12 protein-coding genes are annotated in these 14,889 nt (G+C 38.7%); 3 read left to right on the top strand and 9 right to left on the bottom strand.

Annotated features, from left to right (window positions below; all coding sequences use genetic code 11):
* Positions 1-7 precede the first annotated feature (7 nt).
* The 5 genes from FTV32_RS00690 to efp all read right to left on the bottom strand — a co-directional run bounded on the left by FTV32_RS00690 (position 8) and on the right by efp (position 5,340).
* Positions 8-967: a MoxR family ATPase gene (locus FTV32_RS00690; RefSeq protein ID WP_180027868.1), complete on the bottom strand. Its 960-nt coding sequence runs from the start codon at positions 965-967 to the stop codon at positions 8-10.
* 104 nt (positions 968-1,071) lie between these two features.
* Complete coding sequence (locus FTV32_RS00685; RefSeq protein WP_180027572.1) at positions 1,072-2,082, bottom strand: 2-dehydropantoate 2-reductase; 1,011 nt, start codon at positions 2,080-2,082, stop codon at positions 1,072-1,074.
* A gap of 125 nt (positions 2,083-2,207) precedes the next feature.
* On the bottom strand, positions 2,208-2,510 hold the full coding sequence (locus FTV32_RS00680) for a YbdD/YjiX family protein (protein ID WP_180027571.1): 303 nt from the start codon (positions 2,508-2,510) through the stop codon (positions 2,208-2,210).
* The gene (locus tag FTV32_RS00675) at positions 2,507-4,600 is read right to left on the bottom strand and encodes a carbon starvation CstA family protein (protein ID WP_180027570.1); all 2,094 of its coding nucleotides are present in this window, start codon (positions 4,598-4,600) and stop codon (positions 2,507-2,509) included. The genes FTV32_RS00680 and FTV32_RS00675 overlap by 4 nt, the downstream gene beginning before the upstream one ends.
* A 170-nt stretch (positions 4,601-4,770) precedes the next feature.
* The gene (gene efp, locus FTV32_RS00670) at positions 4,771-5,340 is read right to left on the bottom strand and encodes an elongation factor P (protein WP_035265851.1); all 570 of its coding nucleotides are present in this window, start codon (positions 5,338-5,340) and stop codon (positions 4,771-4,773) included.
* 347 nt (positions 5,341-5,687) lie between these two features.
* Here efp and epmB point away from each other — a divergent pair, with 347 nt between their 5' ends.
* Genes epmB through FTV32_RS00655 form a run of 3 tightly spaced genes read left to right on the top strand, consistent with a single transcriptional unit; the run spans position 5,688 to position 10,681 of the window.
* Positions 5,688-6,704, top strand: coding sequence for an EF-P beta-lysylation protein EpmB (gene epmB / locus FTV32_RS00665; RefSeq protein ID WP_035265849.1), 1,017 nt, complete (start codon positions 5,688-5,690; stop codon positions 6,702-6,704).
* Positions 6,705-6,716: 12 nt separating this feature from the next.
* Positions 6,717-8,474, top strand: a complete 1,758-nt coding sequence (locus tag FTV32_RS00660) for a GTPase (RefSeq protein WP_180027569.1) — start codon at positions 6,717-6,719, stop codon at positions 8,472-8,474.
* On the top strand, positions 8,471-10,681 hold the full coding sequence (locus tag FTV32_RS00655; RefSeq protein WP_180027568.1) for an EAL domain-containing protein: 2,211 nt from the start codon (positions 8,471-8,473) through the stop codon (positions 10,679-10,681). Before FTV32_RS00660 ends, FTV32_RS00655 begins: the two co-directional genes overlap by 4 nt.
* Before the next feature lie 55 nt (positions 10,682-10,736).
* Here FTV32_RS00655 and rpmE read toward each other — a convergent pair whose 3' ends face one another.
* The 4 genes from rpmE to FTV32_RS00635 form a co-directional block, all read right to left on the bottom strand.
* Positions 10,737-10,961, bottom strand: coding sequence for a 50S ribosomal protein L31 (gene rpmE, locus FTV32_RS00650; RefSeq protein ID WP_004971624.1), 225 nt, complete (start codon positions 10,959-10,961; stop codon positions 10,737-10,739).
* Between the two features lie 216 nt (positions 10,962-11,177).
* Positions 11,178-12,149 carry a bile acid:sodium symporter family protein gene (locus FTV32_RS00645; RefSeq protein WP_180027567.1) on the bottom strand — a complete coding sequence of 324 codons (972 nt, stop codon included), beginning with the start codon at positions 12,147-12,149 and terminating at the stop codon, positions 11,178-11,180.
* A gap of 98 nt (positions 12,150-12,247) precedes the next feature.
* Positions 12,248-12,649 carry a lactoylglutathione lyase gene (gene gloA, locus FTV32_RS00640; RefSeq protein WP_180027566.1) on the bottom strand — a complete coding sequence of 134 codons (402 nt, stop codon included), beginning with the start codon at positions 12,647-12,649 and terminating at the stop codon, positions 12,248-12,250.
* Positions 12,650-12,658: 9 nt separating this feature from the next.
* A complete protein-coding gene (locus tag FTV32_RS00635) occupies positions 12,659-14,836 on the bottom strand; it encodes an MFS transporter (protein WP_180027565.1) in 2,178 nt (725 codons plus the stop codon).
* Between the last annotated feature and the right edge of the window lie 53 nt (positions 14,837-14,889).

Genomic DNA, 14,889 nt, shown 5'->3' with positions numbered 1-14,889 from the left:
CATGCCCTCAAATCAATTTAACCTGATTCATTAGGAAGACCGTCTCATCCTCACTCAAGTTTAATCGATGAGCGCATACTGCTGAAAAAACTGCTTTTACATCATCAGGAATGACAAAGGCTCTGGCATGCACGATCGCTCTCGCTTGTGATGCTCGTTTTAAAGCCAATAATCCACGCGTCGATAAACCATGCGCACTTTTTCGTGTTACCGTAGCCAAATCCAATAAATAGTCTTGAATTGCATCACTTAAATGGACTTGATGAGTCAAGGATTGCAATCTCAGTATTTCAGTCTCATTAAATACATGGATCAACTGTGCGATTAATTTGGCACGTGATTCTTGTTGAAGAAGTATTTTTTCTGCATGGCGAGATGGATAACCAAGAGATAATCGCATGAGGAATCTGTCTAACTGAGACTCTGGTAGTGCATAAGTCCCGCTTTGAAAGAGTGGATTCTGAGTCGCTATCACCCAAAAAGGCTGAGGTAAAGCATATCGCTGTCCATCAATCGTGGCGTAGCCCTCTTCCATCGCCTCAAGTAATGCACTCTGTGTCTTTGGACTACAACGATTAATTTCATCTGCCAAAAGCACTTGGGTAAAGACAGGTCCGTACTTAAATTCAAACTGATGCTCTTTTTGATTAAAAACATTCACGCCAATCACATCACTGGCGAGCATATCATTGGTAAATTGGATTCTTTGAAATGATAAACCTGATAAAGATGCCAAACTACTGGCCAATGTGGTCTTACCCAATCCAGGTAAGTCTTCAAATAAAATATGACCACCTGCAATTAAACTACATAAAGCCAATTCAGTTTGCGTATTTTTATCCAAAACAATTTGATTGATTTGTTCTAGAAATAATGAAATTTTGGGAGTAAATGATTGAATCTGAGATTCTAACTCAGGCTGTATAATATCTTTTGATTGAACACTCTGCTTCATTCCCCAAATCATCATTTACATTTCCAAAACTATATATTTCTACCATACAGGTTTTTTTTATTTTCTCAAATATTTCTAATAATCAGTGTATTAAAGAATGAGTTTCAAACTTAATGCTAAATAAGCTTCAACTGTCTGAGCATCTCTTCAGGTCCAATTTGAAGGCTTGAATTATTGTTTTCCGCCAGCTTGATCTGTTCAATAAAATAGCTGTTGATCGGTGCATTCACCCCGAGTGTGTTGGCAAGTCTGACCACTTCACCATTAATCCAATCAACCTCCGTCGTGCGCCCTAAATTCAGATCATCCTGCATAGATGAACGAGCTAGTGGATCAATGGCTAACATTTTGCGACTAATCAACTTAAACAACCAGTTAGGAAGTTGAAGAATATGAGGAATGATGTTCGCTGGTACAGGCGTTAATTGTGCGGGTTGAATATTTGCCTGCTTTAAAATTTGAAGCGTCTCTAACTGTGCCTGAGCAAGGCACTTTCTATACATTCGATTAGTAAGTTGATTTCTTAAAGTTAAACCAGATAAAGCGTTAATCGAATTGTTCAAGTTGAATAAGACTTTAGCCCACTGTACCCCTAACATATCATCACGGAATTCAACTTGTAGTTTCGCCGCATCTAACATTATTTTTAGCTGATTATTTTCTGCAAATTTTTTTATCATTAATATTCCATCAGAACCTTGATGAAAATGAGAAGGTTTGAGTTCTGCGACATTAAATGGAACCATTCCTTCCATAACTTCCCATTCTGGCAGCATTTTTTTTAACCGTGGAACATTACTCACCCCATTTTGAAAACTGATGAGACTCAGTTTATTGACAGTGTCACAGCTTCGTATTTCAGATGCCACTTGCTCTGTCGCTGCTGATTTTACACAAATCATGACTAAGTCCGTGTCTAAGACTTCTGCTAGATTTGTTGTAAGTCTTAATTGATCTGGAGTGAGCTTATGATGGTAGCCGTTTAAATCACTGAGCTCCAACCCTTTTTGGCTTAATTTTTGATAGCTTCTTTCCCTACAGTAAAATGTCACCTGATGGCCTGCTGCGACCATTCTTCCACCGATATAACACCCAATTGACCCAGCACCATAAATTCCAATTTTCATGTTTTTATCCTTTGTTATTGATCAAGAGTATACGAGTTTCAGAACAATAAATTTGTCAGGTTTTATACAATTAAGACAAATAAAAAACGACACCTCAGTGCCGTTTTTTATGTAAAGCTAGAAAATTAACATGGACATTTCTTCATACCGCCTCCTGCACTTGGATAGCGTGCATCGACACAATAACGATGAAAAGTTTTTTCATCCATTGGTTCTAGGTCAGGGTGATGCTTTTTCATATGTTCTACATAATTTTGGTAATCCGGCACACCCACCATTAAACGAAAACTTTGTTGTAGCCGCTGCCAAATCATTTGAACTGTTTTGATTCCATTCAACATTAAAAACTTCTTCGGCTGAGCCAAAATCGTGAATTTAATGATTTTACCCAATGCCAGCTTTTGACGAATTTGTTCTTTCAAACTCATTTGGTCTCTCCTGCAGGGATTTGATCAGTATAGATTGCTTCAGCTTCCTGAGCTGTTGGCTGCGGATTTGCTAAAGCACGACGAATCACTTTAATGGCAGCAAACAACATCACCACAGCAACAATCATAAAGAATGCACATAACGCAGCATTAATCTGATTCGATAAAGCAACAGTTTGCATTTCCGCAATGGATTTCGCAGGCGCTAAAATTTCGTTTCGCTCAATAGCCGCATTGAAACGATCTGCTTGTGCCAAGAATCCAATTTTTGGATTTTCATGGAAGATTTTTTGCCAACCAGCAGTCATCGCTGTAATGAAGAGGAAAATCGTTGGAACAATGGTGACCCACACATATTTTTCTTTCTTCATTTTGAATAAAATGACAGTACCCAGCATCAGCGCCATCGCAGCTAAAATTTGGTTACCAATACCAAATAATGGCCACAAACTATTGATACCGCCCAGTGGATCAACTACACCTTGATATACAAAGAAACCCCAGCCTGCCACTGCAACGGCAGTACCAATCAAGTTGCCCACAAACGACTTAGAGTTTTTAACCGCAGGGACAACAATACCCACAGTATCTTGAACCATAAAACGGCAAGCACGTGTTCCTGCATCAACAGCAGTTAGAATAAATAGCGCTTCAAACAAGATCGCAAAGTGATACCAAAATGCCATCATTTCACGACTATTAAAAATTTCAGTGATGATGTGCGCCATACCAATCGCAAACGTCGGTGCACCACCAGTACGAGAAAGAATTGTGCTTTCACCAACCTCTTGGGCAAGTAGTGTTAAAGCTTCAGGTGTAACCACAAATCCTAAATTACGTACCGCCTCTGCGGCACTTTCAACCGTCGTTCCTATCACCGCAGCTGGTGAGTTAATGGCAAAATAAACGCCTGGATCCAAGATCGTTGCACAGATCATCGCCATGATTGCGACAAATGATTCCATCAACATACCGCCGTATCCGATCATCCGGATATCGCGTTCATTATTTACGAGCTTAGGTGTAGTTCCTGATGAAACCAATGCATGGAAACCTGAAATTGCACCACAGGCAATGGTAATAAATAAGAATGGGAAAAGTGATCCAGAGAATACAGGTCCCGTACCATCTACGAAGTGGGTAATTGCAGGCATTTTTAATTCAGGCATCGCAAATACGATACCCAATGCTAAACCTGCAATCACGCCAATTTTCAAGAAAGTCGATAAATAATCACGTGGCGCCAATAACAACCATACTGGTAATACAGAAGCGATGAAACCGTAGATAATCAATGCCCATGTTAACTCTGTACCAGATAAAGTGAATAATTGCCCCCAATAAGGATGTTGCGCAATGTTTTCACCATAAATGATACCGAGCATCATCAGTACAAAGCCAATGATTGAAACTTCGGCAATCTTTCCTGGACGGATATATCGCATATATACGCCCATAAATAATGCGATTGGAATGGTAGCAGCAATACTAAACACACCCCATGGACTATTGGTTAATGCTTTAACCACGACGAGTGCAAGCACAGCTAGGATAATGATCATTACCCCTAATGCGCCAAGCATCACAATAATTCCTGCAAATGAACCCAGTTCTTGTTTTGCCATTTCACCCAGTGAACGTCCGTCACGGCGTGTAGAAATAAATAAAACTAGAAAATCTTGGACTGCACCTGCCAGTACAACACCGACTAACAGCCAAATCGTTCCTGGTAAATAACCCATTTGCGCAGCAAGAATAGGCCCAACTAACGGACCAGCACCTGCAATCGCAGCAAAGTGATGACCAAACAGAACACTTTTATTTGTAGGCACATAATCTAGACCATCCGCTAGACGGTGCGCAGGTGTTAAACGCCGAGCATTTAACTCGAATACTTTATTAGCAATAAATAAACTATAAAAACGATATGCAATACTGTAAACACAGACTGCAGCGAGTACGAGCCAAACTGCGTTGACATGTTCTCCACGACTAACCGCTAATATTCCAAAGGATACTGCACCGATTATGGCCACAATAATCCAAATCAATTTCGAAGTCATGGATGACTTCGGTTGTATTTGATCCATATCAAACCCTCATTATTTCGTATTTGCAATCAGCTCAATTTTATTATTCGTGTTACTGCTGTTTTCCCTTGCGACTATACTCCTCAATAATTCTTCTTTACCTTAGACCTTGGCATTAAAAAAGGGATGATTGTCATCATCCCTTTCGATAATAGTATAAATTTACACCATTATGCACGTTCTAAGTATTCACCAGTACGTGTATCAACACGAACGCTTTCTTCTTGTTGAACGAATAATGGAACACGTACTACAGCACCTGTTTCAAGTTTCGCTGGTTTACCACCACCGCCAGAAGTATCACCACGTACGCCTGGATCAGTTTCAACAATTTTTAATACCACGAAGTTAGGTGCATTCACTGTTAAAGGAACACCATTCCATAACATGATTGTGCATTTTTCGTTTGAATCGTCTTTCAACCATTTCGCAGCATCACCCATTGCAACTTTGTCAGCCGCAATTTGCTCGAAAGTCACAGGATCCATGAAGTTCCATAGTTCGCCGTCGTTGTATAAGTAGTCCATTTCTACTTCTACGATATCTGCTGCTTCTAAAGAATCACCAGATTTAAATGTTTTTTCTAATACTTTACCTGATTTAAGGTTACGTAATTTAACACGGTTGAACGCTTGGCCTTTACCTGGTTTAACGTATTCGTTTTCCATGATTGAGCATGGGTTACCATCAAGCATTACCTTAAGGCCAGACTTGAAATCGTTCGTAGAATAATAGGCCATGAGAGGCTCACTCCAAACTTACTAACTTTAATCTATTAATGCGATGGGCTGCTACACTGTCATTTAGCAAGGCTGACAGGTGCATGATATGCCACATGCACATGCATTTATGTTGCGTATTCTAAATGACCAACCTACTCTGCCGCAATGATAAATTCCGAAATACAACGTTTAAGCTGTCTAAGTTCCATGCAGAACTACTGTTGTAGACTTAATTTGATCATCTTTAGGCTTGAGTATTTTCATCCCAACATTCAATAAAGAAGGCTTAATCAGGACACAACTGAGTTTTTCAATGGGTTTTGATTTAAAATGAAGCCTTTCATCTCCCTCTAAATTTAAACTGTATGACCCACTATTTGTATCAAGAGCAACATTGGCAAAATCAACTCAGCGATTTAATCACTGACCCACATGAGCTCATTGAACTCTTGGAATTGCAACCTGAAGATTTAATACATGGTGCAATTTTGGCATCAGCCCAATTTAAATTAAGAGTCCCTCGCGCCTTCGTCGCGAAGATGCAAAAATCTAATCCTGATGATCCACTGTTACTTCAAGTACTCCCTCATCATCTGGAGTTAAATGAACATCCTGATTTTGTGACAGACCCCCTTGATGAGGAGGCTGCCAATTTAATTCCAGGTGTATTACATAAATATCAGTCACGTTTTTTACTGACTTTAACAGGTGCATGTGCTGTTCATTGTCGTTATTGTTTTAGACGTCATTTTCCATATCAAGAAAATTTACCTAAAAATGACGACTGGAAAAAAATACAAGACTACTTACTCGCTCATCCAGAAATCAATGAAGTGATCTTAAGCGGAGGGGATCCCCTAACACTTTCAAATCGTAAACTTGCCGTTTGGATCGATAGATTAAGTTCAATTCCACATCTTAAAATTTTGCGTATTCATTCTCGAGTTCCAATCGTTATCCCAAATCGGCTTGATGATGAACTTATTTCTCTGTTAAAAAACAGTAGGCTACGTATTATTCTAGTGGTACACTCAAACCATGCTACTGAAATTGATGACTTTACCGCTTCGAAATTAATGCAAATTTCACAACAAAATATTTTGGTGTTGAATCAAGCTGTGTTATTAAAAGGTATTAATGATCATCCTGATATTTTGGTTGATCTAAGTCATCGATTATTTGATGCGCGTGTGATGCCTTATTATTTACATGTGTTGGATAAAGTGAAAGGTGCTCAGCATTTTGATTTACCAAGTGAATCTATTGATTCAATCTATAAAGAGGTTTTGGCAAGGTTGCCTGGATACTTGGTTCCAAAGCTGGTTAGAGAAATTGCGGGAGAACAGAATAAAACACCGCTTTATGGAGTTGCCACTTTTTAGAGACTCATTCACATGCTTCAGGCTCAGATTTCAGAAATTTTTCACTATCCTACTGCCTTGACTCGAGATCAACTGAGTTTTGCAAATGCAAATGTTCAGGACTTGGGTTTTTGGGCATCTCAACTTTCAATTATGCAATTAGGTGACACCTCTGAAGCGGTGTTGAAAGCCCTATATGAAATCGCTGAACTCAAATGTTCGGAAACATTGCGCTTTGATCTTATTCAAGCGCTACACCCTTTGATCGAAAATATTTTAGAGAGACTTGAAAAAAACTTTTTAAATCAAGGTCTTTTTCTATCTGACCGTAACAAAGATATTATAGAATTAACCACTCACTTGAGAACATTATTTGCTGATATCTACATAGATATTGCACAGCGCAGTGAAATGCAGCTAAAACAACAAAAGTTTTCTATTTTGAAGTTTGCTCAAAAGCGTAATGTGAAAACTGCACGACTCCTTTCCAGTTATTACGCTCTTCAACAATTGGGTTTATTGCTAGTACAACAACAGATGCTTTATCGTTCTGCCTTGTCTAAGCAATGGTTAATGACCCATTATCTGTATGATTTGGCATTAAAAAACCAAGAACACACGGTCAATATTAATTTATTGCAAGGCACTCATCACGCTTTAAAAAATATTCAACAGTGCTATGCCCAAGTCTTATTATTAGAAATATTTAATACTCACCAAATTCGTCCTTCTGAGATCTACGCGCTCTATCAATGCACAGCGGATTGGGCACAACTAGTGCAAGTTTTACCACGCGAAACCGCTTTATCTCGTTACGTCATTGATACCACTAAAGATCATCCGCCAGTTTACAACCGAAAACACCATGAGAGTTTTAAACCAAACATTTTCGTGGCGACACAATCGTTGCTTGAGCATGTCAACTTAACCATTCAAAAGGACAATGAATATTTATCTAAGAAAGAGAAAGCATATTTAACTGCGCCTCTTAAATTTCATGTACAAAATGTTTTAGGCTCGACCATTGAACGCAGACATGAACGTTATGAACATTCCGCTCAGTTACAACTCTGTTTCAGTTTACTTACCGCACATTATCATCTCTCAAAGACCAAAACTTTTAGCGAAACCTTGCGACTAACACCGCCTAAATCAAAATCAGAAGACGAGTTTGCGTTTACATATTTAAATGACTACCCAGATGCCTATACAGACAAATCAAACAAAGTTCTAGATAAACAGGCACGTCAAATCCATGCGGCTCAAGTTTTAGATATCAGTTTAAATGGCTATCGCGTACGTTGGTTAGAAGAAGAAGCACCTCCAAATTTGAGAACTGGTGAATTTATCCTGATCAATGAGGGGGTGAACAGCAAATGGAAAGGTGGTGTAATTCGTTGGATTAAACAATCTGTTAAAAAAAGCTATGAACTTGGGCTTGAAGTGATTGGACCCGACATCCACCCTTGCGCCGCAAAAGTTTATACAGATCGAAGTTCTTTTAATTATCATCCATGTTTATTTGTACATACCTTGAAGATTGATGCTCCACAGCATTCTCTTATTTTGCCAAATTTACAGTTTTTCAAAGAACAACAATCTATTTATTTACGCTTAACTGATCAAGATATCAAAGTAGAATTAATAAAGACCATGCTCATCACACAAAGTTTTGTTCAATTTGAATTTGAATTATTTAATGATGAGCAGCAATATCTGATTGATGAATTTTTACAACATCAAAACCTTGAATCAAATCGTTTTCAAGACGTATGGGAAGCATTGAAGTGAAAAACCTACTTCTATCAACACAATTAAAGCAATCTGGAATGCGCTTACTCATTGTCGATGATAATCAGATTCGTTATAACCATATTATCTCTTTACTCGAAAAACGCGAGTACAAGGTAGAAGCAGTGCTACTCGATGATCAAGTGAGTCTTGAAAAGCAACTTCATTTAGATTGGGATTTAATTCTGTTTGGTCGTGCCTATGAACTGACCTTAACTCATTTTCTTCGACTGCTTGCAGATTCTGATAAAGCTTTTACCCCAACACTTTATCTAGCTCCAGAAGCGCTAGAAATGTCTGAAGTAAAACTCATTTCGATGGGCATCTACGATGTTTTAAATATTGATCAACCTGAACAATGTTTACTTAAAATTATTCGAGCATTGGCTTTTAGTCGCTTACAAAAAAATCAGATGCAATTAACGGATGAACTGAAACACAATGTTCAAATTAAACAAAATTGGATCGAAGAGCATAAAAAAGCAGTTGCAATCATAGAAGAAGGGATTGTCGTTGAATGCAACCATGAGTTTACGCATTTATTTGGCTTCAACACGTTTGATGACGTTATTGGATCCCCGCTCATTGATTTAATACAACCTGAGGATATTCAATCTTTTAAAGCACGATTTAAAAAATTAGCTTTCGGTAAATTTGAGTATGGACCTTTTGAACTGATTTCTCTTAATCCACAGTTAACACATCAAAATCCAGTCCAAATTGAATGTAATCCTACAGATCAAAATCAAATCATTGAAATTACGATTTCAACGCATTTTCAACAGGATGATCAACCATTTAGTCCTCAACTTAAGACTGCACCTCACCAAGACAGTAGAATTGCACCACACACAACATTGGCAAAAATTTTACAACATCTTGAAGAACACCCTGCTCAAGAAAATGCTTTAGTCATCTTCAGCCTAGCCAGTTGTCCTGACTATATCTTGAGTTCTGATTGGGATACTTTTAAAGGCTATTTCGGCAAACTTTCAGACTTTATTCTCGAACAGACCAATGGCGCTGTATTTAAAATTGAAACAGCCCTGTATGCCACTATCATTCAAGCTGAAACGATTGAAGTTCTAAAATCAAGACTCTCTGCGCTACATGCGCTTGAAAAACCTAGGCTCGTCAATCTGGGAGATCAAACCTATCAACAGCATGTCAAAATTGGTTATAGTCTCTTCAAACTGTCAGATTTAAATGTAGTTAATTTTGAACAGCTCATTGCAAATGCTTATAACACACCCCTACCCAATTTATTGAGCAATGATGCTGCTTTAGAGACAACGCTTGAAGAAATTGAAGAGATTCATTTTGAAGTTACTCAAGCAGATGAGCCGACCTCTATTCAGTTGAATACACCTTCTTCTGAAGTAGAGCCTGATCATTCAACAGAATTTGTATTTCAAGCAATTGAAGAACCTGTACAGTCAGACGAAGTTCACGGCGATATCCTAGTACATCTTCGTAAAGTTCTTGAACGCGATCAAATTACGCTAAAGTTCCAACAAATCTATGATAAAGAAGACACTAGTCTTAATACCTATGAAGTAAGCAGTGGGTTTATTTTTGAAAACCAATGGATTCAATTGGATGATATTGAAGAATTGGTGGATGACCCTGAGTTGTCTATTAAAATTGACCGATGGATTTTGGTTGAAGCAGCAAAGCAACTGCACAATTTTTTAACACAATATCCTGAAGCTAAACTGATTATTAATTTACGACACCATGTTCTTTTAAAGCATCATCAATTGGCAGAATTAATTTCAAAACTGCTCATGATTGTAGGCGCAAAAGCACCTCAACCACTGATTTTACAGTTTAAAGAAAAATACATTGCTCAACATTTAAATGAAATTCTGCCTGCGATTGAGGTATTGAGAGCGCAAGGTGCAGATATTGCCGTTTGTGAGTTTGGATTAAGTAAATGTAGCGATCTCATTCTCAAAGTTGCCAATATTCAGAATTTCACGCTGCATGAAGAATTCACAGATGATTTAAATACTGAAGAAGGTATTGAACGTTTTAAACAAGCGATTGAATACTTCAATAGTCATCGATCAGTCAATTTATTACTCAAAAATCTCAATGATATGAATAGCTTTGCCAACGCGTGGAATGTCGACGTGAGATTTTTACAAGGTGATTATTACCAGCGTAAATTGGATCAGCTCATGAATGTTCAAGATCAAAGTTAAATCCGAATTTTGGACATAAAAAAACAGGCTGAACGCCTGTTTTTTATTTTGGGTATTAACGTTTGATAGAACGTGACATACCAGCAAAACGTTGTTTGAACTTGTCGATACGACCGCCAGTGTCAACGTTCTTTTGCTTACCAGTGTAGAATGGGTGGCAAGCTGAGCATACGTCTAGGTAAAGTGTTTCTTTACCAACAGCTGAACGAGTTTCGATTACGTTACCGCAAGAGCAAGTAGCAACTAATTTTTCGTATTTTGGGTGAATATCGGCGCGCATGGTCGATTCTCCATAGAGTTAAGAAGGCTTTAGCTGTCATCGCAATTGATCACTCTCTTCATCCATTACAACAGATGCAGAGGAAAGGCTGAAATACAGCAGATCAACACCATAACAGACCATTCTTTTGGCCCACCGAGACGGCTTCCGTCAGAGCTAAGCACAACAAGTGGACGACATTATACGCCACTTTATTTCAGATAGCGAATTATTCCTTTAAGACTTTTCAATTTGCTTGGACCAATGATTCGCAATAATTCCGCACACCATTAATTGGATCTGATGGAAAATCATAATTGGTAATATGATCATACCCATAGGTTGTCCAATGAAAAGAATTTGCGCCATAGGCACTCCACTTGCGAGTGTTTTCTTAGAACCACAAAAAAATACGGCGATTTGATCGGCACGATTAAATCCAAACCACTTTGGGGCGTGATAGGCTAAAAGCATAATCAAGGTCAGAAGCACAGAGCATGCAATAATTAACCACATTAAGGTCACCCCACTGACTTCATTCCATAGACCTGCTACGACTGCACTACTGAATGCGCCATACACCACCAAAAGAATTGAGCCTTGATCAAAAGTTTTGACAATACTCGGGGCTTTTTGAATCAGTGGAAAGACGATAGGACGCAATAATTGTCCCAAAATAAATGGAACCAATAACAGCAGAATAATTTTGACGATCGCACTGGTTGGATCAAACCCATGATTAGACTGACCTAAAATAAATAAGGTGACTAATATAGGTGTGATAAACATACCAATAATATTAGAGAATGAAGCACTACATACAGCACTTGCGACATTACCACCTGCTACTGAAGTAAATGCAATAGAAGACTGAACTGTTGAGGGTAAGAAGCACATAAACAAGAAGCCCCAATACAGTTCTTGTCCAAGTAGCGGTAGCAATACAGGTTTAGCCATTAACCCTAGAATTGGGAAAACTGCAAACGTCAGTGCAAAGACCAAACTGTGTAATTGCCAATGTTTAATGCCTTGAATCACCGCCTCACGTGATAACTTTGCACCATGTAAAAAAAATAGGATTGCAATTGCAATCGTGGTGAAATAAGAAAAATAGTGAGCAGCAACACCTGAAATTGGCATCAGTGACGCTAAAATCACCATAACAAACAGCAATATCGTGAAACGATCTAACGCTAAGAGCTTTAGCACCCCATGTCCCTCTTTTTATTCTCTAAATTGAAAATAAGCCCAATACTCATCGATTGGGCTTATCTTTAAAATTTTACTCACCAATCAGCGAGTGAAACTTAATTATTTCTCGCATTACTGTCTTGTTGAATAAGTTCAATCTTGTAACCATCTGGATCTTCCACAAAAGCGATTACGGTTACGCCGCCTTTCATTGGTCCAGCTTCACGGACAACGTTACCACCACGTGCTTTGATTTCTTCACACGCTTTATACGCATCATCCACTGCGATCGCAATATGACCATACGCATTACCAAGCTCATAGCTGTCTGTATCCCAGTTATGCGTTAGCTCAAGAACAGTATTGTTTTCTTCATCACCATAACCTACAAAGGCTAAAGTGAATCGACCTTCTTCATAATCGCGTTTACGAAGCAAAGTCATACCGAGTACTTCAGTATAGAACGTCAATGAACGCTCTAAATTGCCTACACGTAACATGGTATGTAACATTCGCATAAAATTTACCTATTGATTGAAAGATGTACTTTTCAACTGATTTAACAATTTCGCCACCCAAATAACAAGTAACAAAATAGGTAAACCCATTAAAAAAGTCATAAAGAAGAATGATGAATAACCGAAGTTTGTCACTATTGTACCTGAATAGCCACCAATCATCTTTGGAAGCAATAACATCAATGAACTAAAAATTGCATATTGCATTGCTGTAAATGAAACGCTAGTCAAACTCGATAGGAATGCAATAAATACTGCACCAGCAAGTCCTGATGCGAGATTGTCAAATACAATGCCCATCACCAGCCACACCTTGCTATAAGGGACAACCACTTTACCTTTGAGTTCGACTATTTGATCACTATCAACTTGAACAGCTGGAAGATCAGATAAAGTCATACGTGATTTCGGCTGGATCGTTGAAACTGTTTTATAAATATGCTCTTGGGTTAATTCATGCGCCTGACCTGCATGCTGCACAACCGCTTGCACCGTAAATTTAGTGTGGTCTTTTAGACTGTCTCCCGGGACGACCACGCTCCAATTATTTTGATCCAACTTCGCAGGTATCACTTGCTGATTTGAAATATGAATATTCAGTGTTTGTAGTGTGCTGTCAGCTTTTAAGTTCGAGAGTTGACCGCGAATAATGACATCCTTGCTTAACTCATCTTGGTAGAGAATATCGTCCCCTCCAATGGCTTGGATGAAAATCTGAGAATCATCTTGACTCGAATAGCGTTGAAGCGGGATTTCAACACTCAGGGCTTTATCATAACCATCAGGGGTGGATAACACTTGAATACTATGATGTTCAGCAAAATTAGATGCAGGGAGATTTAAAGACCAGTTCCCTACTTCATCAGGAGTCACTTGATGCTGTTGACTTCCCATTTGTACCAAGACTTGATTCATCGTTGGTCCAGATTTTACGAGCCCCACAAAGATGAGATTGGTCGTGCTGGCAACAATAGCGCCCACCAACATCATTTTCATAATGTTATAACGCTGAGCTAATAAGCCTCCAAGGAAGCCACCTAAAATTACAAAAAAAATGGCGAAAAACTTGTTAAACCAAGCGATTTCTTCTTTATCAAAATTCAAATCAAGATAAAAAAGATTTGCGACCACCCCAGCGACAATATCTGAAATTCGATAAAAACCAATGAGTAATAAAATAGCTAACGCAACTTTCAAACCATAACGTTTAAAGAAATCTAAAATCGGTGACAGCCATGTCTCGACGACTATTTTTTCATCAATGAGTTTTGCTCGGGTTAATCCAAATACGACCAACACAGCCAACGCCACACTCGCGAAGAAACGTAAAACTTGCCCAATAAATGACAGAAAATTACCATCGATATTTAACTGTGAAATCCAAGCACCAAATTGGAGAAACCCACAAACGAAGACTACTGTTGAAATCACAAAGACGATAAATAACTGAAAATAATCCTTTGCTTGATATTGATGAGGTTCTTGATTTACTACTGGTTCATGAATCACTAAGGTCGTCACAATCCCGACCATCATCAATCCAGCCATGAGTAAATAGGTAGACTGCCACGCCTCATAAATATAGTTACCCATGGCTGTACCAAGTGATGCAGCGAAGAGTAATGCACCGAGCTGAGTTACAATGGTCGCAATTCGATAACCTGCGTTATAGGTCGAAGCCATAACCGTCTGAACACTCGTATCTTGTGTCAACTCAATACGATAAGCATCCACGATAATATCTTGTGTCGCTGATGAGAATCCTAGAAAGATTGCGGATATCGCCATGAACGTTAAACTTGAAAATGGCCCTACACTTCCTCCATGAATACTCGGATCAGTAAATGCCATTGAACAAATAGCAATTGCGACCAAAATCTGAGAAACCAATAACCACCCTCGTCGTTTACCCAATTTCCTTGTTAAATAAGGCAATGGTAATCGGTCAATCAAAGGTGCCCAAATGAACTTGAAGGCATAAGCTAAGGCTGCCCATGAAAACATGGTAATGGTACTACGCTGAATACCGGCTTCACTCAACCAGAAAGATAGAGTTGAAAAAATCAGAAAAATTGGGATACCTGATGAGAAACCCAAAAAAAGCATAATGATCGCGCGTCGATCAAGAAAGGCTTTAAATGCCGAAGTCCATCCAGCTGATTCTGGTGACGAAGATTGTGATGTCATTGCGTTGTTATTTTCAGTGAAAAGTACTCTCGCTATTCAACTCTGTAATGCGC

Origin of the sequence: Acinetobacter sp. YH16032 (assembly GCF_013417345.1) — a bacterium.
Lineage (GTDB): Bacteria > Pseudomonadota > Gammaproteobacteria > Pseudomonadales > Moraxellaceae > Acinetobacter.
Note: the sequence above shows the minus strand (reverse complement) of the source record. Positions and strands in the feature narration are given on the sequence as shown.

Excerpts from the sequence above, each read along its gene's own strand:
- efp (WP_035265851.1), bottom strand. The coding sequence starts at position 5,340 with ATGGCCTATTATTCTACGAACGATTTCAAGTCTGGCCTTAAGGTAATG.
- FTV32_RS00635 (WP_180027565.1), bottom strand. The coding sequence starts at position 14,836 with ATGACATCACAATCTTCGTCACCAGAATCAGCTGGATGGACTTCGGCA.
- gloA (WP_180027566.1), bottom strand. The coding sequence starts at position 12,649 with ATGCGAATGTTACATACCATGTTACGTGTAGGCAATTTAGAGCGTTCA.
- rpmE (WP_004971624.1), bottom strand. The coding sequence starts at position 10,961 with ATGCGCGCCGATATTCACCCAAAATACGAAAAATTAGTTGCTACTTGC.
- FTV32_RS00660 (WP_180027569.1), top strand. The coding sequence starts at position 6,717 with ATGCTTCAGGCTCAGATTTCAGAAATTTTTCACTATCCTACTGCCTTG.
- epmB (WP_035265849.1), top strand. The coding sequence starts at position 5,688 with ATGACCCACTATTTGTATCAAGAGCAACATTGGCAAAATCAACTCAGC.
- FTV32_RS00680 (WP_180027571.1), bottom strand. The coding sequence starts at position 2,510 with ATGAGTTTGAAAGAACAAATTCGTCAAAAGCTGGCATTGGGTAAAATC.
- FTV32_RS00690 (WP_180027868.1), bottom strand. The coding sequence starts at position 967 with ATGATTTGGGGAATGAAGCAGAGTGTTCAATCAAAAGATATTATACAG.
- FTV32_RS00675 (WP_180027570.1), bottom strand. The coding sequence starts at position 4,600 with ATGGATCAAATACAACCGAAGTCATCCATGACTTCGAAATTGATTTGG.
- FTV32_RS00685 (WP_180027572.1), bottom strand. The coding sequence starts at position 2,082 with ATGAAAATTGGAATTTATGGTGCTGGGTCAATTGGGTGTTATATCGGT.